14 protein-coding genes are annotated in these 22,835 nt (G+C 59.7%); 10 read left to right on the top strand and 4 right to left on the bottom strand.

The window, feature by feature from the left end; translation table 11 throughout:
* Positions 1–137: 137 nt before the first annotated feature.
* The 4 genes from ligD to AAG591_RS10005 form a co-directional block, all read right to left on the bottom strand.
* A complete protein-coding gene (gene ligD / locus AAG591_RS09990; RefSeq protein ID WP_342531071.1) occupies positions 138–2,624 on the bottom strand; it encodes a DNA ligase D in 2,487 nt (828 codons plus the stop codon).
* Complete coding sequence (locus AAG591_RS09995; RefSeq protein WP_342531072.1) at positions 2,621–3,094, bottom strand: MgtC/SapB family protein; 474 nt, start codon at positions 3,092–3,094, stop codon at positions 2,621–2,623. Before AAG591_RS09995 ends, ligD begins: the two co-directional genes overlap by 4 nt.
* Before the next feature lie 3 nt (positions 3,095–3,097).
* Positions 3,098–3,931, bottom strand: coding sequence for a non-homologous end joining protein Ku (gene ku / locus AAG591_RS10000; protein ID WP_342531073.1), 834 nt, complete (start codon positions 3,929–3,931; stop codon positions 3,098–3,100).
* Positions 3,932–4,072: 141 nt separating this feature from the next.
* A complete protein-coding gene (locus AAG591_RS10005; RefSeq protein WP_342531074.1) occupies positions 4,073–5,416 on the bottom strand; it encodes an alkaline phosphatase PhoX in 1,344 nt (447 codons plus the stop codon).
* A 456-nt stretch (positions 5,417–5,872) separates the two neighbouring features.
* Here AAG591_RS10005 and AAG591_RS10010 point away from each other — a divergent pair, with 456 nt between their 5' ends.
* From AAG591_RS10010 to AAG591_RS10055, 10 genes are all read left to right on the top strand, one after another.
* On the top strand, positions 5,873–6,157 hold the full coding sequence (locus AAG591_RS10010) for a helix-turn-helix transcriptional regulator (protein WP_425341648.1): 285 nt from the start codon (positions 5,873–5,875) through the stop codon (positions 6,155–6,157).
* Positions 6,154–7,425: a type II toxin-antitoxin system HipA family toxin gene (locus tag AAG591_RS10015; protein ID WP_034951895.1), complete on the top strand. Its 1,272-nt coding sequence runs from the start codon at positions 6,154–6,156 to the stop codon at positions 7,423–7,425. The genes AAG591_RS10010 and AAG591_RS10015 overlap by 4 nt, the downstream gene beginning before the upstream one ends.
* A gap of 179 nt (positions 7,426–7,604) precedes the next feature.
* Complete coding sequence (locus AAG591_RS10020) at positions 7,605–10,841, top strand: helicase-related protein (RefSeq protein ID WP_342531075.1); 3,237 nt, start codon at positions 7,605–7,607, stop codon at positions 10,839–10,841.
* Entirely contained in the window at positions 10,838–11,512 is a 675-nt protein-coding gene (locus AAG591_RS10025) for a DUF4391 domain-containing protein (RefSeq protein WP_342531076.1), read from the top strand. Before AAG591_RS10020 ends, AAG591_RS10025 begins: the two co-directional genes overlap by 4 nt.
* 1 nt (position 11,513) lies before the next feature.
* Complete coding sequence (locus AAG591_RS10030; RefSeq protein ID WP_342531078.1) at positions 11,514–13,517, top strand: site-specific DNA-methyltransferase; 2,004 nt, start codon at positions 11,514–11,516, stop codon at positions 13,515–13,517.
* A 4-nt stretch (positions 13,518–13,521) separates the two neighbouring features.
* A complete protein-coding gene (locus tag AAG591_RS10035; RefSeq protein ID WP_342531079.1) occupies positions 13,522–16,641 on the top strand; it encodes a restriction endonuclease in 3,120 nt (1,039 codons plus the stop codon).
* 113 nt (positions 16,642–16,754) lie between these two features.
* Positions 16,755–18,110: a tyrosine-type recombinase/integrase gene (locus AAG591_RS10040; RefSeq protein ID WP_342531080.1), complete on the top strand. Its 1,356-nt coding sequence runs from the start codon at positions 16,755–16,757 to the stop codon at positions 18,108–18,110.
* Entirely contained in the window at positions 18,107–19,306 is a 1,200-nt protein-coding gene (locus AAG591_RS10045; RefSeq protein WP_342531081.1) for a tyrosine-type recombinase/integrase, read from the top strand. The genes AAG591_RS10040 and AAG591_RS10045 overlap by 4 nt, the downstream gene beginning before the upstream one ends.
* Positions 19,307–19,837: 531 nt before the next feature.
* Positions 19,838–21,592, top strand: a complete 1,755-nt coding sequence (locus AAG591_RS10050) for a copper resistance system multicopper oxidase (protein WP_342531082.1) — start codon at positions 19,838–19,840, stop codon at positions 21,590–21,592.
* Positions 21,589–22,764 (top strand): copper resistance protein B, encoded by a 1,176-nt coding sequence (locus AAG591_RS10055; protein WP_054527109.1) that lies wholly within the window; start codon positions 21,589–21,591, stop codon positions 22,762–22,764. The genes AAG591_RS10050 and AAG591_RS10055 overlap by 4 nt, the downstream gene beginning before the upstream one ends.
* The last annotated feature ends 71 nt before the right edge of the window (positions 22,765–22,835 follow it).

Below are 22,835 nucleotides of genomic sequence, written 5' to 3' on the forward strand. Positions count from 1 at the left end.
CACGTGATTATCCGGGGGATGGTATCGGCGGCGGGCAGGCGAATGTCCGCTGACAAGTGCGGTCATAGCGATGACAAGCACGGTTAGCCTTGTCGTTTGTCCGCTCGACGCGGGCTGCGGCGCGTCACGTCAGGGTGTCAGACGTCGGGCAGGTGCTGGTCCGCGAAGCCCCAACCGGACAGCGATCTGGAGCCTGCGCGGTCGAGCAGTTTCTTCGCATCCGAAATGGTGAAACCGTGCGCGTCTTTCAGGTCCGCAAGCTCGTTCCATGCGACCGGCGCTGCCACCGGGGCATTCTCCCGTGCGCGTGCCGAGTAGGGCATTACCGCCGTGCTGCCGCGCTGGTTGCGCAACCAGTCTATAAATATGCGCCCCTTGCGCTTTTCCTTGCTCATCGTGGCGGTGAAGCGATCGGGCTCGGCCTGCGCCAGCGCCTTGGCGAAGCGCTCGGCGAAGCTCTTGTGCGCATCCCACGAATGTCCGGGCGTCAGCGGCACGACAACGTGCACCCCCTTGCCACCGGTGACCATTGCAAAGCTGGTGAGGCCGATGTCGGCAAGATGCTTGCGCAGGTCCATCGCTGCCTTGCGGACATCGGCAAAGTCCAGCCCTTCGTCGGGATCGAGATCGAACACCATCCGCTCGGGCTTCTCGACCGCGCCGGTGCGGGCGCACCAACCGTGGAATTCGATCGTGCCCATCTGCACGCACTGAAGCAGGCCGCGCGCATCCTCGACGAAGAGGTAATCTTCCGTCCCGCCATCCTTCTCCTTGATCGGGACCGCCTTCACGCCATCGCCGAAACCGCCATTATCGTGCTTCTGGAAAAAGCACTTCTTCGCGCGCCCCTGCGGACAGCGCACGAGGCTGAGCGGGCGCGTCGCGGCGAAGGGCAGCATGATGGGGGCAATCCCCTCGTAATAGTCGGCGAGGTCGCCCTTGGTCTCTCCGCTGTCGGGAAAGATCACCCGGTCGCCGCTGGATATTTTCACGCTCGCGGTGGGGGAGGGGGCGGCGCTCTTGCGCTCGCTACCGACATCTCCTGCGTCCTTGTCCTGCCGCAGGCCGAGGAAGCTCCCGTGGCGCACGCGACCCTCCGCCGTCAGTTCGGCATAGGCGACCTCCGCCACCAGATTCGGAGTGACCCAGTGCGCCTTGCGTGCGTCGGCCTTGGGCACGTCGAGCGGCGGTGTCTTGCGCTCCAGTCGATCGAGCTTGCTGCCAAGCCGGTCGAGGTCATCGCTGTCGAACCCGGTGCCGACCTTGCCGCGATAGATCAGATTGTCGCCATCTTTCGTGGCAAGCAAAAGAGACGCGAAAGGCCGCGCCTTGGCCGAGCTTTCGGACCAGCCGACGATGATGAATTCCTGCCGCTGGACGCACTTCACCTTCACCCAGCTCTTGGTCCGGCTGTGGCGGTAGGGCGCGTCGATGCGCTTGGCGATGATCCCTTCCTGTCCGGCCTTGCACATCTGCGCGTAGAGTTTTTCGCCCGCGCCGATGATGTGGTCTGCGACATGGATGGGCGGCTCCGCATCGCGCAGCAGCGCTTCGAGGTGTTCCTTACGTTCGATATTTGTGTGGCCGGTCAGGTCTTCTCCATCGACCTCGAGCAGATCGAAAGCGAAGAAGGCGAGCTTGTCCTTCGGGCCTTGCGCGCCATGCCCGCGTTTCAGCACCGATTGCAGGGTCGAGAAATCGGGGTTGCCGTTCTTGTCGAGCGCGACGATCTCGCCGTCGATCAGGGCAGGCGGCAGGTCGAGTGCGGCGATCGCATCAACCAGCGGGCCGAACTTGTCGGTCCAGTCCTTCTGGTTGCGCGTCCACACTGTGACGTCTTCGCCCGAGACCGCGATAAGCGCGCGATAGCCGTCGAACTTGATCTCGTGCATCCAGCCATTGCCCGTCGGCACATCGTCGACCAGCGTGGCGAGCTGTGGCTTGCCGAATTGCGGCGGCTTGCCTGCCTTCTTGCTCCGGCGGGCATTCTTCATCTTTGCGAGCGGTTCGACCGCCTCGTCTCCTCCGGTCGCCTCGTCGGGTTCGCGCCCTGCGGCGATTTCGGCCATCGAGCGTCCGGTATCGACGCTGGTCAGAGCCTGTTCGACCAGCGCATCGCCCTCCTGCGCGTATTCGTCGTCCAGCTTGCGCAGCAGCCAGTTCTCGCGCTTTTCGCCTTTCTTGGGCTTCATGCGGATCAGCAGCCATTCGCCCTTCATCCGCTCGCCCTCGAGAACGAAGTGCAGGTGGCCTTTCTCGATATCGTCTGAACTCTTGCCCTCGATGGGGTGCCAGGTGCCGCGGTCCCACAGCATCACCGTGCCGCCGCCATATTCGTCCGCCGGGATGGTGCCCTCGAAGGTCGCGTAGTCCATCGGATGATCTTCGGTCCGTACCGCAAGCCGTTTGATGTCCGGGTCGGGCGAGGGGCCCTTGGTCACCGCCCAGCTTTTAAGGACGCCGTCGGCTTCCAGCCGCAGGTCCCAGTGCAGGCGCGTTGCGTCGTGCTTCTGGACCATGAAGATGCGGTCCTTGCCGCTTTTGCCCGCCTTGCCCACAGGCTCCTTGGTGCGGGTAAAATCGCGTTTGGAATTGTATTCGGCGAGGGAGTCCTTGGCGCTCATTCGGTATTCGCCTCCGTATCGGGAAAGGCGCGATCCTCGACCAGGTTGAGGATCACGAGCAGAATCAGCGCCCCCGCTCCGGCGATCGTCACGACCGGCCACAGCGCCGCGCCACAGGCGATCCCGATCACCGCGGTCAGCCACAGGTGCACCGCGGTGGTGACGTTCTTGACCGAGCCCTTGGCGAATACCACCAGCCCTGCACCGATAATGCCGAGGAAGGCCGCTGCGGCCTCGAACACGCGCAGCGGATCGACGCGCGCGCCGTCCAGCTGGTAGAAGAGCGCCAGCGCCGACACCGTCATTGCGGAACTGGCAAAGCAGATCAGCCCATGCGTGCGCAGGCCTGCCGCATGCCCGCGAAGCTCGCGGTCGAGCCCCAGCAGCAGGCCGAGCCCGGCTGCGACAGCGAGCCGCAAGAACAGGTCGATATCCAGCGCGGCGAGCGAAAGGGGAGGGTTCAGCTCCATCGCCTACGCGCTCTTCTTCTTTTTGCCGCTCGAGGCTTTCTTCGGCTTCTCACCATCGACCGACTTCTTCAACGCGGCCATCAGGTCGATCACGTTGCCGCCGTCGCCGGAAGGCTCCTCGACATCCTCGATGATCTTCTTGTTGCCCTTGGTCTTAGCCTTCTTCTCGATCAGCTTGTGCAGCGCTTCGGCGTAGCGATCTTCGAACTCGCTCGCGTCGAAGGGCGCGGACTTCTTCTCGATCAGCGTGCTGGCGAGGTCGAGCAGCTCCTCCTCCGGCTTGTCGTCGCCGATCCCGCCGAAGAACTTCTGCCCCTCGCGCACCTCGTCGGCATAGCGCAGCGTTTCGAGTAGCATGCCCTTGCCGCACGGCTTGATCGCCACCAGCTTTTCCTGCCCGCGCACCGATAACTGGCCCAGCGCGGTCTTCTTCGCCTTGCGCAGCGCCTCGCGCAGCACGATGAAGGCTTCCTCCGCCAGATCGTCCTTGGGGACGACGTAGTAGGGTTTTTCGAAATAGAGCGGGTCGATCTCCGACTGGTCGACGAACTGGACCAGCTCGAGCGTCTTCTTGCTCTCAACCTTGACCGCCTCGATCTCCTCGTCCTCGAGCAGAACGTAGTTGTTCTTCGACAGCTCGTAGCCGCGAATGATGTCGTCGCGATCGACTGGGCCGACGCCTTCCACCACCTTTTCGTACGAGATGCGTTTACCCGAAGGCTCGTGGATCTGGCGAAAGCTGATCTTCGCCCCGCTTTGCGAGGCGGAGTAGATCTCCACCGGGATCGACACCAGCGCCAGCCTAATCTGTCCCTGCCAATACGCGCGCGCAGCCATGACCTCTCCGTTTCCGGCCTCGTTGAAGCCATTGAACGAGCGAGGGGGGAGAATGGTTGCGTATAGCGGCGCCAGACATCCCCGGCGCGTGTCGCCCTGGATCAAGACGGGCGCGAGGTCACCCTAGGGTTTCGCTGGGAATCACGCCACGAAGCGGTCCCACGGTCCGGTGATCGCCACGGTGCGCGTCGGAGAGTATGCGTTGACGAAGAACCACTTGCCGTCGGGGGAGAAGCACCCGCCGGCCAGCTCGGTCTGCATCGTCAGACGCCCGAAGGCGTAGGCACGGCCATCGGGGGTGATCCCGCGCAGGTGGTTGTCGACCACGTCGGTATACTGATCCTCGCACACGATCAGGTGGCCATTGGGCGCAACGGTCAGGTTGTCGCCGAAATTGAACTGGTTTTCGCTTTCGCTCTCGAAAAACAGCTCGACCATATCGGGGCGGCGACCGCGCCCTGGGATCAGCTTGAAAATCTGCCCCAGTCTCCTGTTCCCGCCGCTGGTCGAGCAGACGTAGAGCTCGTCGGTGCCCATGTGGATGCCTTCGCCGCGCGCGACGATTGCCGCGCCCCTGGCTGCGGCGCGCATCCGCAGGTCGTCTTGCGGGGCTTCGACCTCGTCGAGGTCGACCCAGCGCGCCTCGTACGGCTGTTGCACCGGCATGGTCGGCGCATTCCAGTTGCGCGTATCGGCGAGGCCGTCGACCACCATCGCCTGCAGCTTTCCGCCCGCGCGCAGATTGCCGCGCTCTTTGGGGACGAACCGGTAGAGCACGCCATCGTCGCGATCCTCGGTCAGGTAGACCATACCCGTTTCGGGATCGACGCAAGCGGCCTCGTGGTTGAAGCGGCCCATCGCGGTCAGCGGGACGGGGTCGACCAACCCGGTGGCGTTGGCGGGCACTTCGAACACCCAGCCATGGTTGCGGGCCAGCCCTTCGCCATAGCGCTGACCGGGCCCGGTCGGCGATTCCTCGCAGGTCAGCCACGTGTTCCACGGCGTCACCCCGCCCGAACAGTTGCGGATCGTGCCGCCCAGCGTGCGGAATTGCCCCTTCACTTCCAGCGTTGCCGCGTCGAGCACGATATTGGTCGTCCCGCCCGGAACGAGCGTGCCGTCGCGGGTGCCGAAGCCCTTGGCGATCGGGCCGCCCGCGCCATCGCCCGGCACCAGTTCGTGGTTGCGGACAAGGGCGATCTCGCCGTTCCCCAGATCGAAGCAGCCCATCCCGTCCGCCTTGTCGGGCACGGTCCCGCCATCGCTCATCGGATTGCCGAGGCTCGACAGCAAGCGGTACGAAAAGCCGGCAGGCAGATCGAGCATGCCTGCGGGATCGGGCATCAGCGGCCCGTACGCCATCAGGTTCGCCATACCGGGCGATGCGACCAATCTGTTCGTCGTACAGCCGCTGGCCAGCAGCGCGCCGAAGGCGGCGCCGGTCCCGGCGAGAAACTTCCGGCGGTCGGTCTGGATCGATGGCATCGCGGCATCCTGTGAGCGGGTTTGGGGAATCGGTCTGGCAGCCATAGTCGATGCTGCGCGATATCGCAGCGCTGCCGTCGGCGGAATCCGATTATCGCTTCATGGAGCCGAAATCGCAGCTCTGCATGGCACGCGCGGCCCGGCAGATCCGAGGTGCTTCAATGGGGGCAATGAAAGGAATGGCGGAGACGGAGGTGGCAAGTGGGGACGGGCAACCACTTGTGGTTAAATGGGTTTGAGCGGAGGCTGCTTGGCTCGCCCCCACAATGGCCCCCCGGCTTGTCTTAACGGCGATTTTCGGCTGCGTCTTTGGGCGAGATAGGGCTCAATGTCACGGAGTTTTGGAGATGCGTAGAAATTTCCCGTTAAGGAAAGTTTTTACCTCGGGCTTGTGTTTCTAGCGCATAATATCCCGTTCGGGAAAATAGTCTTGCAATCGAGCATTTACGAGCGTAGATGTCCCGTTCGGGAAAGGTGATGCTCATGCTCAATGTTGCCACTATTGGCCAAATCATTCGCGATGAACGCAAGGAACTTGGTCTGCGACAGGACGAGTTGGCTGCTGCAAGCGGCGTCGGCTTGCGCTTCCTCGTTGAGTTGGAGCGGGGAAAACCCACTGTCCAGATGGGCAAGGTTCTCGATGTGATTTCAGCACTGGGATGTGAATTGCAGATCAAAGGGCCCGACGGGATGGTGATTGCGGGTCGAGCGGATGTGCCCAAGAAGGGTGAGGCGGAGTGACGCTACCAATTCTGGATACGCTGGTGGTCTGGTGGGACGAGCGCCAGGCAGGCGAACTCTCGATCGACAAGGGCGGCGCGATGCATTTCGTATACGCGGCTGACTGGCTGGCTGATGAAACGGCCCCGGCGCTTTCCTATGCGATGCCCAAGCAGCAAGAGCCATTTAAAGATCATGCTTGCAAGGCAGTCTTTGGCGGACTGCTACCCGAAGAAAGCCAGCGCACCGCTATCGCTCGGGCGCTTGGAGTTTCGCCCGACAATCCTTTCCGGCTGCTTGAAGCCTTGGGCGGAGATGTTGCCGGTGCTCTCGCATTCCTGCCTAAAGACGAAGAGCCGATCCAAGAACGCTCCGAGGCCGCTCCAGAGCCACTCCGAGAGAACGAACTGGCGGAATTGTTGGATAGACTGCCTGCTGTGCCAATGCTGGTAGGAGAGGGCGGCGCGAGGCTCAGCCTTGCAGGAGCGCAGAGCAAACTGCCCGTGGTGGTCACCGCAGATGGAGGCCTTGCGATACCTCGTCCCGGCGAGCCATCCACGCATCTGATTAAGCCTGAACCGGATCGCTTTGCCGGATTAGCTGCAAACGAAGCCTTCTGCCTCGCCTTAGCCCGAGCGGTGGGCATCGATGCTGCCAAAGCAGAATGGCGCGAGGTCGCGGGAAAACCGTTGTTGCTAGTCGAACGCTATGACCGGATGTCGGTCGAGGGAAAAACGAAACGCCTGCATCAGGAAGACTTTGCTCAGGCACTTGGCGTTCCCTCAAACCGCAAATACGCGGCGGAGGGCGGGCCGACTTTCCGCGATAGCTTCGCGCTGTTGCGCAGCGCAGCGACGCGGCCAGCGCGCGAAGTGCTGAAGCTGGCCGACGCCGCGATCTTCAATCTCATCATCGGCAATGCCGATGCCCACGCGAAGAACTACAGTCTCCTGCGCCGGGAAAACGGCGAAGTAGTGCTTGCCCCGCTTTACGATCTTGTGGCCACGCACATGTGGAAGGAGCTCTCCCCCAAGCTCGCAATGCGCTTTGGCCGCGCGGGGACACTCGAAGAATTCGACTGGGAAAGCACGGCAAGGTTTGCGGACGAGGCGGGGCTGGGTGCCCCGTACATTCGCCGCCGGGTAAGTGATCTTGCCGAAGCAGTGACGGAGGAAATTGAGAAGGGAGTGCAGGTGCCCGGCAATCCGCCTGAGGATGCTGTTGCGCCGATTGCCGAAGCATTATCGACCCGTGCCAGCGCTGCTGCGCTGAAGCTTATGGAAGCTTGAGCCCAATGCAGAAGGCATCACTATCATTTACCAGCCACTTTCGAGCGCTAGGGCGACGCCATATCTCGTCGCTTCCCAATTCAGCGTGGCGAAAATATCTTCGCAAATTATTGCTCAACTTAATGGATTGCCGACCAGGGTCGGTTGCCTAGGTGACGAATTCACGCTTGAAGGGCCGGATGGAAATACTGGACAACATAAGTTCGCTCTTTGGCGATGATCTGCAATCAGAGCTCGGAAACAAGCAGGCAGTCAAAATTGCGGCTGCCTCATTTTCTATTCATGCTTTTGCTTCGCTGGAGAAGCAGCTGCAACACGTCGAGAGTTTCCACTTTATATTTACCGGACCGTCATTCGCCACTGATCACGGACCCGGAAAGAGCCAGCATCGCGAGTTTATCATTCCACCGGTAATGAACCGTCGAGATCTTGCCGGCACGCCGTTTGAGATACGGCTTCGAAACAAGATGACGACACGCGCTTTGGCGCGCCAATGCGCCGACTGGATACGCACAAAAGGCAGGTTCAAATCGAACCCCAAGGACCCAATACCTTCATTCCTTTGCGCAACCGGAGACACATCGAGTGCGCTTTACACGGGTCTTCACGGTTTCACGACTGCCGACTTGGGTTACCAGCCTGGCAACCTGACCATGATCAACAAGATCACGGACGAACCCGCAGTCGCGCGATACGCCGGTCTCTTTGACCAACTCTGGCAGGAACCTGATCGACTACAAGACGTGACCGATGCGCTCTGTCGGCAGCTCGAACAGGTTTACGCCGAAAACTCACCTGCCCGCATCTATCACCTGATGCTTTCGATTATCTTCCGGACGTTTCTGGAGGACATTAACGAAGACCTGTTGCCGAATGATCGGACAGGGTTCCGTGAAACGAAAGTCTGGAACACGCTTTACAAGTTCCAGCAGGATGCCGCGCTCGGCCTGATCAACAAGTTAGAGACCTTCAACGGCTGCATTTTGGCAGACAGCGTTGGTCTTGGCAAAACCTTCACCGCGCTTGCGGTGATCAAATACTACGAGCTGCGCAACAAGTCGGTCCTTGTCCTGTGCCCAAAGAAGCTCGCCGACAACTGGCACACCTACAACAAGAACCTGACAACCAATATTCTCGCCGAGGACCGGCTAAATTACGATGTTCTTGCGCATACCGACCTGCTGCGTTCGAGTGGGCACTCCATGGGCATGCCGCTCGATCAGGTGAACTGGGGCAATTACGACCTCATCGTAATCGACGAGTCCCATAATTTCCGGAACGACGATGCTACGCTGGCGCAGGGCGAGGCGGAGACGCGCTACCGTGCTTTGTTGAACAAAGTCATCCGGGCGGGCGTGCAAACCAAGGTTCTCATGCTTTCGGCTACGCCGGTGAACAACCGTTTTGCAGACCTAAAGAACCAGCTCGCGCTGGCCTATGAGGGTGACAGTAAGGCGTTTGCTGAAAAGCTTGGCGTCAATCAGACCATCGACGAGATTTTCCGGCAGGCCCAGCGTGCTTTCAACGAATGGGAAGAGTTGCCGCTCGAAGAGCGTACCCCGCAGGCCATTCTCGACCGGCTCGATTTTTCATTCTTCGACCTGCTGGACAGCGTGACGATCGCGCGGTCGCGGCGACATATCACGACTTATTATGATACCGAGGAAATCGGGGGCTTTCCCGAGCGGCTCAAGCCTGCAACCTTTCGGCCGGCGCTTACCGACAGATCGGGCGTCCCAACCTTCAACGAAATCTACGACGAGCTGAGCAAGCTCAACCTCGCTGTTTATGCGCCGCTGACCTACGTGCAGCCGAGCCGGAAGGACAAATACTCGCAATACGATACCGCGACTGAGACCAACGTTCTCAAGGGCACTGACCGCGAAAGTTCAATCAAGGCGCTGATGCGGGTGAACCTGCTCAAGCGGCTGGAGAGCTCGATTCAAGCATTCCGGCTCACGCTGTCCCGGCTTTCGGCTACTCACCACGCAACGCTTGAGGCGATCGCCCAGTTTGAGCGTGGAGGCGGATCGGCCTACGCCTATGAGATCGAGCGCGCCGATGACGAAGACGACGTGCCCACTGAACTGGAACGCGGCCAGGTACGTGTGGCGCTCGAAGACATGGACCTGCTATCCTACCGCCACGACCTCGAAGGCGATGTCGCGCTAATCGACGGACTACTCGCTGAAATGGAGCGGGTCGAGCCGGAGCATGACGAGAAGCTCCAACACCTCATCGATTTCATCCACCGCAAGCGCGCGGAGCCGATCAACGAGGGCAACGGCAAGCTGCTGATCTTCACTGCCTTCGCCGACACGGCTGAATATCTGTACGAACAAATCGCCAAACCCATTGCGGAAAAGGACGGGCGGCATTCCGCGCTGGTGACCGGTTCTGGCGGGCCGAAAACCACTCTCGGTCACGGCTTCGACTTCAACGCCGTGCTGACCCTCTTCTCGCCGGTCTCGAAGAAGAAGGCGCAGATCGAGCGGCTCGCAGTGGAAACCCGCGAGATCGACATCATGATCGCCACCGACTGTATTTCTGAAGGCCAGAACCTTCAGGACTGCGACATGGTGGTGAACTACGACATTCACTGGAATCCGGTCCGGATCATCCAGCGTTTTGGCCGCGTCGATCGTATCGGCAGCAAGAATGCACGTATCCAGCTTGTCAGCTACTGGCCCGATATCGAGCTCGACGACTACATCAATCTCAAGGACCGCGTTGAAGGCCGTATGGTCATTGCCGACCTCACCGCGACGGGTGACGACAACCCACTCACCGCTCGCGAGAACGACGTCGAATATCGCCGCGAGCAGCTGCGCCGGATGCAAGAGGAGGTTGTCGACCTTGAGGACCTGCGGCAGGGTGTCGGCATTACCGACCTCGGCCTCAATGATTTCCGCATGGATCTGGTCAGCTGGGTGCGCGAGAACGGTAGCCTCGACGATGCACCGCTCGGGATGCACGCCATCGTTCCGGCTGGTCCCAAGCTGCCCCCCGGCGTGATCTTCTGCCTGCGCAATCTCGATGCCGAGGCGGAGCTGAAGCAGCACAACCGGCTGCACCCCTTCTACCTCGTCTATGTGAAGGAGAACGGCGAGGCGGTCGTGCGCCACACCGATCCCAAGCACGCGCTCGATATGCTACGTGCCGCAGCGCGCAATCGGACCGAGCCCGATCCTGCACTATACGAACCCTTTAATCGGGAGACCGAGGACGGGCGGCGGATGGAGAAATACTCCGACCTTCTCTCGGATGCGATCCGTTCGATGATCGAGGAGAAGCAGGGGCGCGACATTGACAGCCTGTTTGCCAGCGGGCCGACCACAGCGCTAATTGGCGAGGTCGCCGGGATCGACGACTTCGAGCTGATCGCCTTTCTCGTGGTGCGCGACACCATTGCATGAGCACTCTGTTCGCCTGGCCTCCCGCGGCAAAGGTGGAGAGTCGCATTCCGCGTGATCGTCTGTTCCGGCAGGCGGGCGGAGGCAAGGCAATCCGCGCACTTTACGACACGCAGGTCGAGCGGATCGATTGGGCGTTCAAACTGTTCGAGCGCAGTGTCAACTTGCCACCAGCGGGCGGGGTGGACGAGATCGAGGTGTTCCGCCTCACCCTTCGCGGAGACCGCATTGATGACCGCGTGCTTGCCCATATAGACAAGGCCGTTCCGCATCCGATTGTGTTCGAACTGGTGCGCCATGCGCCCGATGGGGACGAGGCGATGCTGTCCGCTGCTTACAAACGGCGCAGCGAGGCGGACAAGTCACAGGCCGTGACTTTGGAGCATTGGCATGGAGATTGGGCCTCGGATACGCAGGCCCGCGCGCCCTTGCCGCAAGCGGCGAGCCTGAAGGGGCTCTATGCCGGGCTGCTCCGGTCGCTCTGGCCGCATGGCCCTCGCGGGGGAGAAACCCTGCGTGCGCAGGCGGAACGCTTGAGCCGGATCGCCACACAGGGCAAAGCTGTCGAGCGGCTGCAACTGAAGTTGCGCCGCGAGGGGGACTTTGCCCGAAAGACCGAGATCAACCGTGAATTGCGCGCGGCCCAGGCCGTGCTGAAAGAACTGACCGAGTAATATGACGATCGAGAAACTGGACGCTTCCACCCCCGACCTGACCCGGCAGAATATCGAGCGGCTGCTCGAATTGTTTCCCGAATGCCGGACGGAAGGATCGCGCGACGAAGCGCCCATGGTCGATTTTGACCTGCTGCGGCAGTCGCTGTCCGATTATCTGGTCGAAGGCCCGGCGGAACGGTACCGGCTCGATTGGCCTGGCAAGCGGCAGGCGCTGCTCACCGCCAACACGCCGATCGACAAGACGCTGCGCCCGATGCGCGAGGAAAGCGTGGACTTCGACACCACGCGCAACCTGTTCATCGAAGGCGACAATCTCGACGCGCTGAAGTTGTTGCAGGAGACCTATCTGGGCAAGGTCAAGATGATCTACATCGACCCGCCTTACAACACGGGTAGCGACCTAATTTACGATGATGACTATTCCTCAGACCGAGAGGAGTATGAGCTCGAAAGCGAGCAAAGAGACGAGCTAGGTGGCCGTTTGGTCGCCAACCCTGAGAGCAATGGGAGGTTTCATTCCGATTGGTTGAGCATGATCTTGCCCAGGTTAAAATTGGCTAAGAATCTGCTCGCGGATGATGGCGTGATTTTCGTCAGCATCGGCGATGACGAAGTCAAGGCGCTTGCCCAAGTGCTGGACGAAGTATTCGGCGCTGCGAACCAGGTTAGTCAGGTTCCTCGGGTAGCGAAGCGCACTTCTGACAAGGGCACGCATTTCCGACCAACAAAGGATTACGTCTTAGTCTACGCGAAGAACATCGAGATGCTTCCTGAGTTCGGCGTTCCGAAAGAGCGGGACGAGAAAGATTACAAGTTCACGGAGACAGACGGCAGGAAATACAAGAAGAGTGGCGCTTCACTCTACCAACCCTCCCTCGACCCTCGACCAAACCAGCGCTATTTTATCGAAGCGCCAGACGGCAGCCTCATCATTCCGCCCGGGAACGTGTTCCCAACCGAGAAAAAAGACGGCGCAAAAATCAAACCGCAATCGAAGTCGGACAAGGTCTGGAGGTGGTCGGTAGATACCTATCTGAAACAAAAAAATCTGCTCATTTTCACTGAGGCTTCAGCAAAAAATCCTCTGGTCGATGAAAACGGAAATCAGTCGAAATGGAACATTTATCCTAAAGTCTATTATGACGAAGACTTGGAAGCAACACTCCACCCGGAAGACGTAATCTATGACTATCCGAATTCGCAAGGAACGAAGGAGTTAAAATCCCTTGGCCTTCCATTCAGCTTCGCTAAGCCAACTGGCCTGATCAGCTATCTTGCCAGGCTGCTTCAAAGTAAGGAAGCCATTGTAGTCGATTTCTTCGCGGGCTCTGGAACAACCGCCCATGCTGTCATGCGGCTCAACGCCGAAGACCAAGGCTCGCGGAAGTTTATCATGGTCCAGTTGGACGAGCCATGTGAAGAAGAGTCAGAGGAGTACGCTGCCGGTTTCAGAACCATTGCAGCGCTGGCCAAAGAGCGGATAAGGCGAGCCGGAAAGAAGATCGCAGAAGATCATCCGGGCCTTCTTGGGCGAATTGACACAGGCTTTCGCGCCTTTCGGATTGAAAGCAGCAACTTCCTAGACACGCGCGTGAAGCCAAGAGAAGCATCTCAAGAATCTCTCGCGGGCATGGTCAGCCATATCAAGGATGACCGCAGCGAAGAGGACTTGCTGTTCGGCGCGCTGCTGCGCTGGGGCGTCGATATCACATTGCCGATTGAGCAGCGCGAGCTGGCCGGGCGCAAAGTCTGGCTGGTCGATGCGCCCGAAGATGGCAGCGGCCCAAATTCAGGTAGGGGCGCGGCGCTGATCGCTTGTTTCGCCAAGCCCGGAAGCACCGGAAAGGGTGGCATCGATACCGAACTCGCCGACGCGATGGCCGCGCTCGCTCCCTTGCGCGTCCTCTTCCGCGACGATGGCTTTGCCGACGATGCGACGAAGGAAAACGTCCACAGCCGATTCAAGCAACTCGCGCCCGATACCCAGGTCCGGGTGCTCTGAGCGCATGACCAAGCAGATATTCAAGCCGCTCGATTACCAGGCCAAGGCTGCACAGGCCGTGGTCGATTGCTTTGCCGGTCAGCCGCGCATCGAGGGCGTACAGTACCAGATCGATCCCGGTAAGGACGCTGCCGCGCAATCAAGCATGTTCGAGGAAGGGCTGCGCAATGCGCCAATCGCTCCCGGTCTCAATTTGCTTGGCAATATCCGCGCTGTACAGATGGCGCAGCACCTCCCGCCCTCCGGCGAGCTGGCGACCAGCAAGGCCGCGCCGGTCAATCTCGATGTGGAGATGGAGACCGGCACCGGCAAGACCTATGTCTATATCGACACCATGTACCGGCTCTTTGCCGAATATGGCTGGTCGAAGTTCATCATCATCGTGCCGAGTATCGCGATCCGCGAAGGGGTGAAGAAGACGCTGGAGGATACTGAGGGCTGGTTCCACTCGCTCTACGGCCACAAGATCCGGCACTTCGTTTACAACAGCGGCCAGCTCAACAAGCTCACCTCGTTTAGCGAGGATGGCGGGCTGCACTGCATGATCATCAACACGCAAGCCTTCACCGCCGACGTGCGCGCCGGCGATACTGGGCGCGGGGCGGGGCGGATCATTTTCGATACGCCCGACAGTTTCCAGAGCCGGCGTCCAATCGACGTGATCGCTGGCAATCGTCCGATCCTGATCCTAGACGAACCGCAGCGGATGGAAGGCGCGAAGACCCAGGGCGCGATGACGCATTTCCAGTCGCCGCTCGCCCTGCGTTTTTCGGCGACGCATAAGACGCGCTACAACCTCGTGCATCGGCTCGACGCGCTAGACGCCTACAACCGCAAGCTGGTGAAGAAGATCCAGGTGAAGGGTGTGACGACCAAGGGTCTGCCGGGGCTCGACGGCTACCTCTATCTCTCGAACTTCCGCACCTTCACCGATGGCCGCAAGCCCGAAGCGCGAGTGATGATCGAGCATGGTCTCAAGGGAGGTCAGGTGAAGCGCAAGCCTGTCTGGCTGCGCGATGGCGACAAGCTGGAGGAGAAATCCGGCGGACTGGCCGAATATGCGGGCTACACAGTCTCCAATATCGACGTGACGCAGCGAACGGTCGAGTTCACCAACGGCGAGGTGCTGGAGGAAGGCCGCGTCACCGGCGACACGAGCGAAAACGCCGTGCGCCGCGTGCAAATCCGCGAAACGATCCTCGCCCACTTCGAACGTGAGCGGCTGCTGCATGCGCGCGGGATCAAGGTCCTCTCGCTGTTCTTCATCGACGAGGTAGCGAAGTACCGCCTCTATGGTGAGGACGGTGAGAAGGAGAACGGCCTCTATGCGCAAATGTTCGAGGAAGAATACCAGCGCGCGCTCGATGAGCTAAAGGAGCTCGACACGACCGACCAGGCGTGGCTCACCTATGTAAAGCGAGACCGCCCGGAGCAGGTGCACGACGGCTACTTCTCGATCGACAAGAAGGGCCGCTTGGTCGACCCCTCGGTCAATAAGACCGGCGACGAAAAGGGGGAGGCGAAGGACGAGTCCTCCTACGATTTGATCCTGAAGAACAAGGGCCGCTTGCTGTCACTCGACGAGCCGGTTCGCTTCATCTTCTCGCACTCTGCGCTGCGCGAAGGCTGGGACAACCCGAACGTCTTCACGATCTGCACGCTCAAGCAATCCGACCACGAAATCGGCAAGCGGCAAGAAGTAGGGCGCGGCCTGCGCATCAGCGTCGACGCTGATGGCCACCGCACCGACGACAAGAGCGTCGTGCATCAGATCAACGTCCTCACCGTCATCGCGTCCGAGAGCTATGACGACTTCGCTAAGGCGCTCCAGGACGAGATGGCCGACGCGCTCAAGGGACGGCAGCGCGAGGCGACAGCGGCCTATTTCCAGACCCTCTCGATCACCACGCCAACCGGCCCGCAAGAAGTCACCCAGGCCCAAGCCTCAGAGCTCGAATACTGGCTGATCGGCGAGCGCTATATCGATCCTGCCCGGCACATCACAGCGAAGTGGCATGAGAGCCGCGAAACCATTGCAGAGGCCGTTTCCGCAGGAGCATCGGGCAAAATCGAAGAAGCATCAACCGAAGCCCAGGCTGTATGGGCGAGCTTCCCTTACACCCTGCAAGAGCAAGCAGCAGAGTATGTGGCATTGGTCGATACCGTATTCGACGAAACCGCGCTTCGCCGGATGACAGGCAATGGGCGCAAAACGGTCATGCCCGAAGTGCGCCGGAAAAATCTAGAGAAGGAAGCGTTCCTGGAGCTCTGGAACCGGATCAACCAGAAGGCGGTCTATTTCACTGACTTCGATACCGAAAAACTGATCGCGAGCGCCATAGCGCGGCTCGACAGCGACCTGACAGTGGACCGCCAACGGATCATCGTGACAGGTGCGGAGCTAAGCACCGGCATTGGGGTAGAGGACGTTCGCAGCCGCTCCGCATTCCGCGAAGAACGATCGCGGTCCGAGTACCACGAAGACGCGGTCGAAAGCGAAGTTCGCTTCGACTTGATCGGCCAGCTCGCATCTCTAACGCGGCTTACCCGGCAAACGGCAGGGCGCATTCTCACCGGTATCAATGCAAGCACCTTTGCGATGTTCGGCCAGAACCCGGAAATGTTCCTGCGCAAAGCCGCAGAGTTGATCCGCCGCCAGAAGGTGGCCTTGGCAATCGAGTCCCTGCGCTATGAAAAAACGGGGCAGACCTACGACGTTTCAATCTTCGAGACCGACAGATACGAGATACCGTTGGAAGGAGCGCTCGAAGCGTCGAACCACGTCTACAACTACGTAGCAGTCGACTCCAAGAACGAGCGTAGTTTCGCGCAGGAGTTGGAGGCGGCCGAGGAAGTCATTGTATATGCGAAGCTACCTCGTGGCTTCATGATCCCAACGCCGGGAGGAAGCTATAATCCGGATTGGGCCATAGCCCTGGAGTTTGCTGGAGAGCGACAAATCTACTTTGTCGCGGAAACGAAGGCGGACACGAGCTCAGAGCAACTAAGGATGGCTGAGCTGCAAAGCATCGACAGCGCCGAGAGGTATTTCCGCGATGTCTCGCCAGAGGTTCAATTCAAGAAGATCGAAGGGTACGACGAGCTGCTAGAGGCCATTGGCTAGGCGAGGTTTGTCGCCATTACTACCTCTCGGAGCCTTGCTTACGCTCCGTCAGTATAGTTGTCGAAGGTCGCTCGAAAGATGACGCTCAAAGTCACTGGGCACCGCGCGCAGGCATGGGAAAACTGAGCACACCGTACGCGGCAGAGCCGCACATTATGGGAAAAAGTGCAGTAAAATCAGTGCAAGACGCGTCTATCGCGCTTCGCAGCTTAGTAGCTGGTGATGGCTATCTGTGCCCCGTAAATGACCGAAATTGCGCGACTTTTGACACCAGTTCGGGTATATCCGATGGCCATATGGTCCCCGTTACGCGCAAACGAGGTCGCAGGGCCTTTCTTGACGGCAATTTTGCCCGCCGCAAACTGCCGCTCAGGACCAACGAATACTGCATCTGGGATACCGAGCTCGCCGGCTTCGGATTGCGCGTCCGACCCAGCGGCAACTATTTTTGGTTCGTGCGGCTGAGGCATCGCAGGAAACATCGCCGGATTACGTTAGGCAAGACGACCGATCTCGATGCAGCACTCGCACGCTCGCAGGCGAGGCGATTGTTGGCGGAGGCGGCGCTCGATGGCCTTCCAAAGCGCGTCGTGGTCAAGTCGACGCCGACCATGAGCGATTTTGTCGCAACCCATTTCGACGACCTTGCCCGAACCTGGAAGCCATCGACCGCAAAGCGCAACGCGGATGCCTGGAAAAACGAGCTGGTAGACCATTTCGGCGACATTCTGGTGGCCGATGTGAGCAAGGCAGATGTCGTGCGCTGGCGAGATGCCTGTGCTGGCGAGAGGGAAGCACGCTTCAATCGTGCGGTGCCGGTCCTTGCAGCACTGCTTAAATACGCGGAAGCGCTCAAGATGCGACGGAAGGGCTCGAACCCATGCCGCGGCATGCCTCGCTACAAACGGCAGGCGATGGAGCGCTACCTCACGCCTGCCGAGTACGCCCGCGTCGGCAGGGAGCTTCGCTCGCAGGAAGCGGAATTCCCGCAACAGGTCGCTGTCGTTCGGCTGTTGCTGTACACCGGTGCACGGCGCAGTGAGATCGAGAAGCTGCAATGGAACTGGGTCAAGCCGCCACGCTTGATGCTGCCGGACAGCAAGACCGGCCCCAAAACCATATGGCTGAACAGTCAGGCTCTGGCGATTCTTGAAGGCATTCAGAAGCGCGACGGTTCACCATTCGTCTTTCATGGTTTCCAACCGGGGCAGCCTATTAACATCCACGGATGGTGGAACAAGTTCCGAAGCCGATGTGCGCTTCCCGATGTGCGCTTGCATGACCTTCGCCACAGCTTCGCATCAACTGCCATCATGGACGATGTGGCGCTCGCGACGATTGGCAAGCTGCTTGGTCATGTGCTTCCCGAAACTACCGAGAAATACGCGCATCTAGCCGACGAGATTGTAGCTGAGGCCGCGCAGCGTGTGTCCGGATCGCTCGCCTCTGCGATTGGCCTTCGCGTATGACGGCGCTTTCACTAAAAAAGGTCGTCGAGGAGGCACTTGCCAAAGTCGGAGCGGACACGAGTTTTGTTCGGATTCCGAAAGGGAAACCACGCACCACGACCTGGCTGTCGATCGAACATGGCTTTGGCATCCGTCACTATGCGACCGGCAGGAATGTCTACATCGTCCAGACGCGGATGGGCGGCAAGCTGCGGACGATAACGCTGGGTCCTGCCTCGGTTCTGACCCGGCACCAGGCCACTCAGGTGGCTCGAATGGTGCTGGCCCATGCGCGGATGGGGAAAGACCCGGCGAGTGAAAGGAAGCGTATTCGTTCGGCTCCGCGCTATACTGATTTCCTCGATGAATTTTGGGAGAAGTGGGCAACACGCTGGTCTGCCAAAACCTGGGACATCAATGGCAGCTATCGACGATTGTATCTGCAGGACGCCTTTCCCGGCCTGTGCATCGATGAGTTAAACGAAGAGCATGTCACCAAATGGTTTGCCGAGGTGAACAGGCAGACCGGCCCCGGCGCTGCCAATATGGCGTTCGGCCTTATGCGGCTGCTGCTCAACAAAGCCGAGGACTGGGGCTACCGGCTCGAAAATACCAATCCATGCCGCGTCTTGCGACCCAACCGCAATCGTCCGTGCGAACGTTTTTTGACAAACGAGGAACTCGGACGACTTGGCACGGTGCTCGCGAAGGAGCGTGAGGGTAATCACGCTATGCGCTCGCTCGCTGCGAAAGCCGCGACGGTTTTCATCCTCACCGGATGCAGGCGTGGAGAGATCATGGGGCTGCACTGGAAAGACATACGCGGCAACCGGATCAAACTTCGCCACGGCAAGAGTGGTCCGCGAATGGTCTGGCTTGGTGACGAAGCGCGCGCTGTGATTGAAACAATTCCGCGCTATGACAAGATACCCTGGGTGTTTTGGAATACTCCTTACCGCCGCCCCATGACGACGATCGACACACATTGGCGAAAGTTTCGCGAGGAAGCTGGGCTTCAAAGCCTTCGCGTCCATGATCTGCGGCACACCTTTGCCAGCCATGCTGCTATGAACAAGGAAACTCTTCCGATGATCGGGCGGCTTCTCGGTCATGCCAATGCTGGATCAACTGTGCGCTACGCGCACTTCGATGACGATCATGTGCTCGAAGCTGCGGAGCAGATCGGCGCTGCAATTGAAAGAATGCTTTGCGACTAGATTCGGGTGGAAGTCGGAAGGTCTGCATTTTGGTGCCGTGCAGCTCAAAGCGGAAGCCACAAGAAGCGTTGCCGCAGTTCCTCGGTAGCATTCTCTCGAAGCCATTCGCCATGTGAGATTGTCGCCTGAGAGAGATGAAGCTCGAGTAGCCGGTCACTTGCGCTCGCGCCGAGCGCCCTGTCTCTCATCGGCCACCGGTAAAGCAGAGGTGTTCGACCGCTGGGGTAGGTCGCACCTTGCAAGCGCGCAACAGACCGACCGAGAGCCGATTGTTCTTCTGGCCGGATATCACTTTGTAAAACGGGAATGCGGACGTATGACCTCTTGCCGATGCAATTGCGAGACCCATCCGTGCCAAGGGCCACGCAGAGCAAATATCGCAGAACTGCTCAGCGCTACCTAAAAGGGATGTCGAGACGCGCTTCTATCACACGCAATTGGCTGAAGTGCGAATTAAATAAAGATGAGGGTTAGTCCGATCCTCCGCGTATGTGTTAAGTGAATGGCATTTTGAGACGAGGGGCTGGTATTATGATCACCGTTAATCGACGCAAACTTCTTGGGGCAGGAGCTACCGGAATGGGTCTGCTGGGCCTGGCCGGTGCGGTTCCGGCTTGGGCTCGCGGTGGTGACCTGCTTTCCGGGGTTGCTCGCAAGGGCTTTGATGAGGTGAGCGGCTCCAACATAGACCTGACAGTTGCCCGCTCGGCTTTCTCCACTGGCAACAGGCGTGGCGGCGCGATTGCCGTCAATGGGAGCATCCCGGGACCGCTCCTCCGCCTGCGTGAGGGGACCACCGTCCGCCTCAACGTTCACAACCAGCTGGAGGAAGATACCTCGATCCATTGGCACGGGCTCCTGGTCCCCTTCCAGCTCGATGGTGTGCCAGGCGTTAGTTTCCCCGGCGTCAAGCCGGGTGAGACCTTCACTGCAGAATTCCCCGTGCGGCAATCGGGCACGTACTGGTGGCATTCGCACAGCGGCCTGCAGGAACAGGCGGGTCATTATGGTCCGATAGTTGTCGATCCGGCAGGACCCGATCCGGTGCAGGCGGACCGCGAATATATCGTGGTGCTGAGCGAATTCAGCGAGACAGATCCAAATGTGCTTTACGACAAATTGAAAAAGAGTGCTGATTATTTCAACTACGAGCAACCAACATGGACGGATGACTACCCGCTTAGTGGAGCACAGAGAAGGAATTGGGCAAGGATGCGAATGTCGCCCGTTGATATATTAGATATTACGGGATCCACGTTCACTTATCTCATCAATGGCCACGGACCGGCGGACAATCTTGAATTCAACTTCCAGCCCGGCGAACGCGTTCGATTGCGTTTCATAAACTCTGGTGCCGCCACCTATTTCAACATCCGTATACCCGGTCTCCCTATGACCGTGGTTCAGGCCGATGGGCAAAATGTCGAGCCGGTCGAAGTGGATGAATTCCAGATAGGCATTGCAGAAACTTATGATGTGATTGTGACCCCGGGCAATGACGCCGCTTACACGATGGTAGCTGAATCGATGGACCGGTCTGGCATGGGGGTTGCGACACTAGCGTCTGCGCCCGGCGCGCGCGCAACGATTCCACCGCTACGCGACCCGCCGTTGCTGACCATGGCAGATATGGGCATGGGCGGCATGGCCGGTATGGCTGGTATGGGGGGCGGCTCAGAAAGCATGCCCGGAAATTCGAGCGGCCAAGGAGCGGCCCGACCGGGAATGCGCGATACGTCCAGATTGCCAGCGGACGTCGAGGTGGGCCCGGGGCTTGCAATGGTGTCAGCAAACCCTGTCGACCGCACCGGAGACCCAGGCGTTGGCCTTTCCGATGTCCCGCACCGAACGCTCAACTATCGCAAACTGCGCGCGCTCACCCCCAATGCTGACCGACGGATTCCCTCGCGGCGGATGGAACTCCATCTCACCAGTAACATGGAGCGCTACATGTGGTCGTTCGACGGCAAGAAGTTCTCAGCCGTCTCCGACGACCCGATCCGCTTTGCCTATAATGAACGCGTGCGTGTCAAGCTGATCAACGACACGATGATGACGCACCCGATCCATTTGCACGGGCATTTCTTCGAACTGGTCAATGGCGCGCCCGCCGACCGGCAGCCGCTGAAGCACACGGTCAATGTCCAGCCCGGCGGTAGTGTGGAGTTTGACCTGACCGCTGACGAACCCGGTGACTGGGCCTTTCACTGCCATATCCTCTATCATTTGGTCGCCGGGATGTTCCAGATCGTCACCGTTGCCAATCCTGCCGGAGGCGAAGCATGAAGACTTTTGTTGTAAGCACGATCGTATCGCTCGCTGCGGGAACCGCGTTGGTATCGCCGGTATCGGCACAGCAGCACACCGGGCATGACATGGCTCAGCCACAGCAGAGTGCGGGGCAAGCAGCGCAGCAATGTGCTCAAGAGGCACAGCGCCATCGCGCAATGGGCCACACCGTCCCGGATGGCGCCTGCAAACCTAAGCCTGAAGCTGAGGTCGAAATGGATCATGGGAGCATGGATCGTTCGCAGATGAACCACGGTGCGATGCCTATGGCCGAAGGGCAAACGGGCATGGCGATGCCCATCAACCAATCCGGGCAGCAGGTCCCAAGGATGGATCACGGCACAATGACCGATGCTCCAGCACGCGCGCAGGGCATGCAGGGTATAGACCACTCCGCTATGCAGATGAATTCCGGCGCTGACATACCTCTACTTCCTCCTCCGCCCGAAGCCGGAAGCGGGCCTGCCCGCGCGGCGATTCCGATCTGGGGCGAGGAAGCCATGAACGAAGCCCGGCAGGAACTGATCCGCGAGACCGACGGCGGCAAGCGACTGTGGATCCAGGGCGACCGCCTCGAATATCGTGCGCGCGAAGGCACGGATGGCTATTTGTGGGATGTTCAGGGCTATTATGGCGGCGACATCGACAAGTTCTGGTTCCGATCTGAAGGCGAAGGTGCGTTCGGCAATAAAGTTGAAAGTGCCGAGGTTCAGGGACTGTGGAGCCGGGCCATTGCCCCCTTCTTTGATTTCCAGGCAGGTATCCGCCAGGATTTGACCGGACCGAAGCGGACCTATGGTGTGGTCGGCTTTCAGGGTTTGGCTCCCTACAAGTTCGATATTCTCGGAGCAGCGTTTCTCTCTAACACCGGAGATATCACCGCTCGTTTCGAGGCTGAACTGGACCAGAGAATTACCCAGCGTCTGATTCTCACGCCACGGGTGGAGGTTAACCTTGCCGCTCAAGACGTGCCCGAATTGGGCATCGGCGCCGGCATCGACCGGATCGAACCGGGAATTCGCTTGCGGTATGAATTCGTACGCGAATTTGCACCCTATATCGGCATCGCTCAGGGTTGGAAAGTTGGCAGAAGCGCCGATTTTGCACGCGCGGCTGGCGAAGACCCGAGCGTGACGAGCTACGTAGTTGGTCTCCGGTTCTGGTTCTAAGTTTGAGAAACAACAAATGAAGACCGTCACATCCGCTTGGGCCTGGGCCGGTGCTGGATACACTTCCGAAG

It is taken from the genome of Citromicrobium bathyomarinum (assembly GCF_038594485.1).
GTDB classification, from domain to species: Bacteria; Pseudomonadota; Alphaproteobacteria; order Sphingomonadales; family Sphingomonadaceae; genus Alteriqipengyuania; species Alteriqipengyuania bathyomarina_A.

Excerpts from the sequence above, each read along its gene's own strand:
- AAG591_RS10010 (WP_425341648.1), top strand. The coding sequence starts at position 5,873 with ATGTCCCGTTCGGGAAAGGTGATGCTCATGCTCAATGTTGCCACTATT.
- AAG591_RS10030 (WP_342531078.1), top strand. The coding sequence starts at position 11,514 with ATGACGATCGAGAAACTGGACGCTTCCACCCCCGACCTGACCCGGCAG.
- AAG591_RS10050 (WP_342531082.1), top strand. The coding sequence starts at position 19,838 with ATGATCACCGTTAATCGACGCAAACTTCTTGGGGCAGGAGCTACCGGA.
- AAG591_RS10005 (WP_342531074.1), bottom strand. The coding sequence starts at position 5,416 with ATGCCATCGATCCAGACCGACCGCCGGAAGTTTCTCGCCGGGACCGGC.
- AAG591_RS10020 (WP_342531075.1), top strand. The coding sequence starts at position 7,605 with ATGGAAATACTGGACAACATAAGTTCGCTCTTTGGCGATGATCTGCAA.
- AAG591_RS10055 (WP_054527109.1), top strand. The coding sequence starts at position 21,589 with ATGAAGACTTTTGTTGTAAGCACGATCGTATCGCTCGCTGCGGGAACC.
- AAG591_RS10040 (WP_342531080.1), top strand. The coding sequence starts at position 16,755 with ATGGGAAAACTGAGCACACCGTACGCGGCAGAGCCGCACATTATGGGA.
- ligD (WP_342531071.1), bottom strand. The coding sequence starts at position 2,624 with ATGAGCGCCAAGGACTCCCTCGCCGAATACAATTCCAAACGCGATTTT.
- ku (WP_342531073.1), bottom strand. The coding sequence starts at position 3,931 with ATGGCTGCGCGCGCGTATTGGCAGGGACAGATTAGGCTGGCGCTGGTG.
- AAG591_RS10045 (WP_342531081.1), top strand. The coding sequence starts at position 18,107 with ATGACGGCGCTTTCACTAAAAAAGGTCGTCGAGGAGGCACTTGCCAAA.
- AAG591_RS09995 (WP_342531072.1), bottom strand. The coding sequence starts at position 3,094 with ATGGAGCTGAACCCTCCCCTTTCGCTCGCCGCGCTGGATATCGACCTG.
- AAG591_RS10035 (WP_342531079.1), top strand. The coding sequence starts at position 13,522 with ATGACCAAGCAGATATTCAAGCCGCTCGATTACCAGGCCAAGGCTGCA.
- AAG591_RS10025 (WP_342531076.1), top strand. The coding sequence starts at position 10,838 with ATGAGCACTCTGTTCGCCTGGCCTCCCGCGGCAAAGGTGGAGAGTCGC.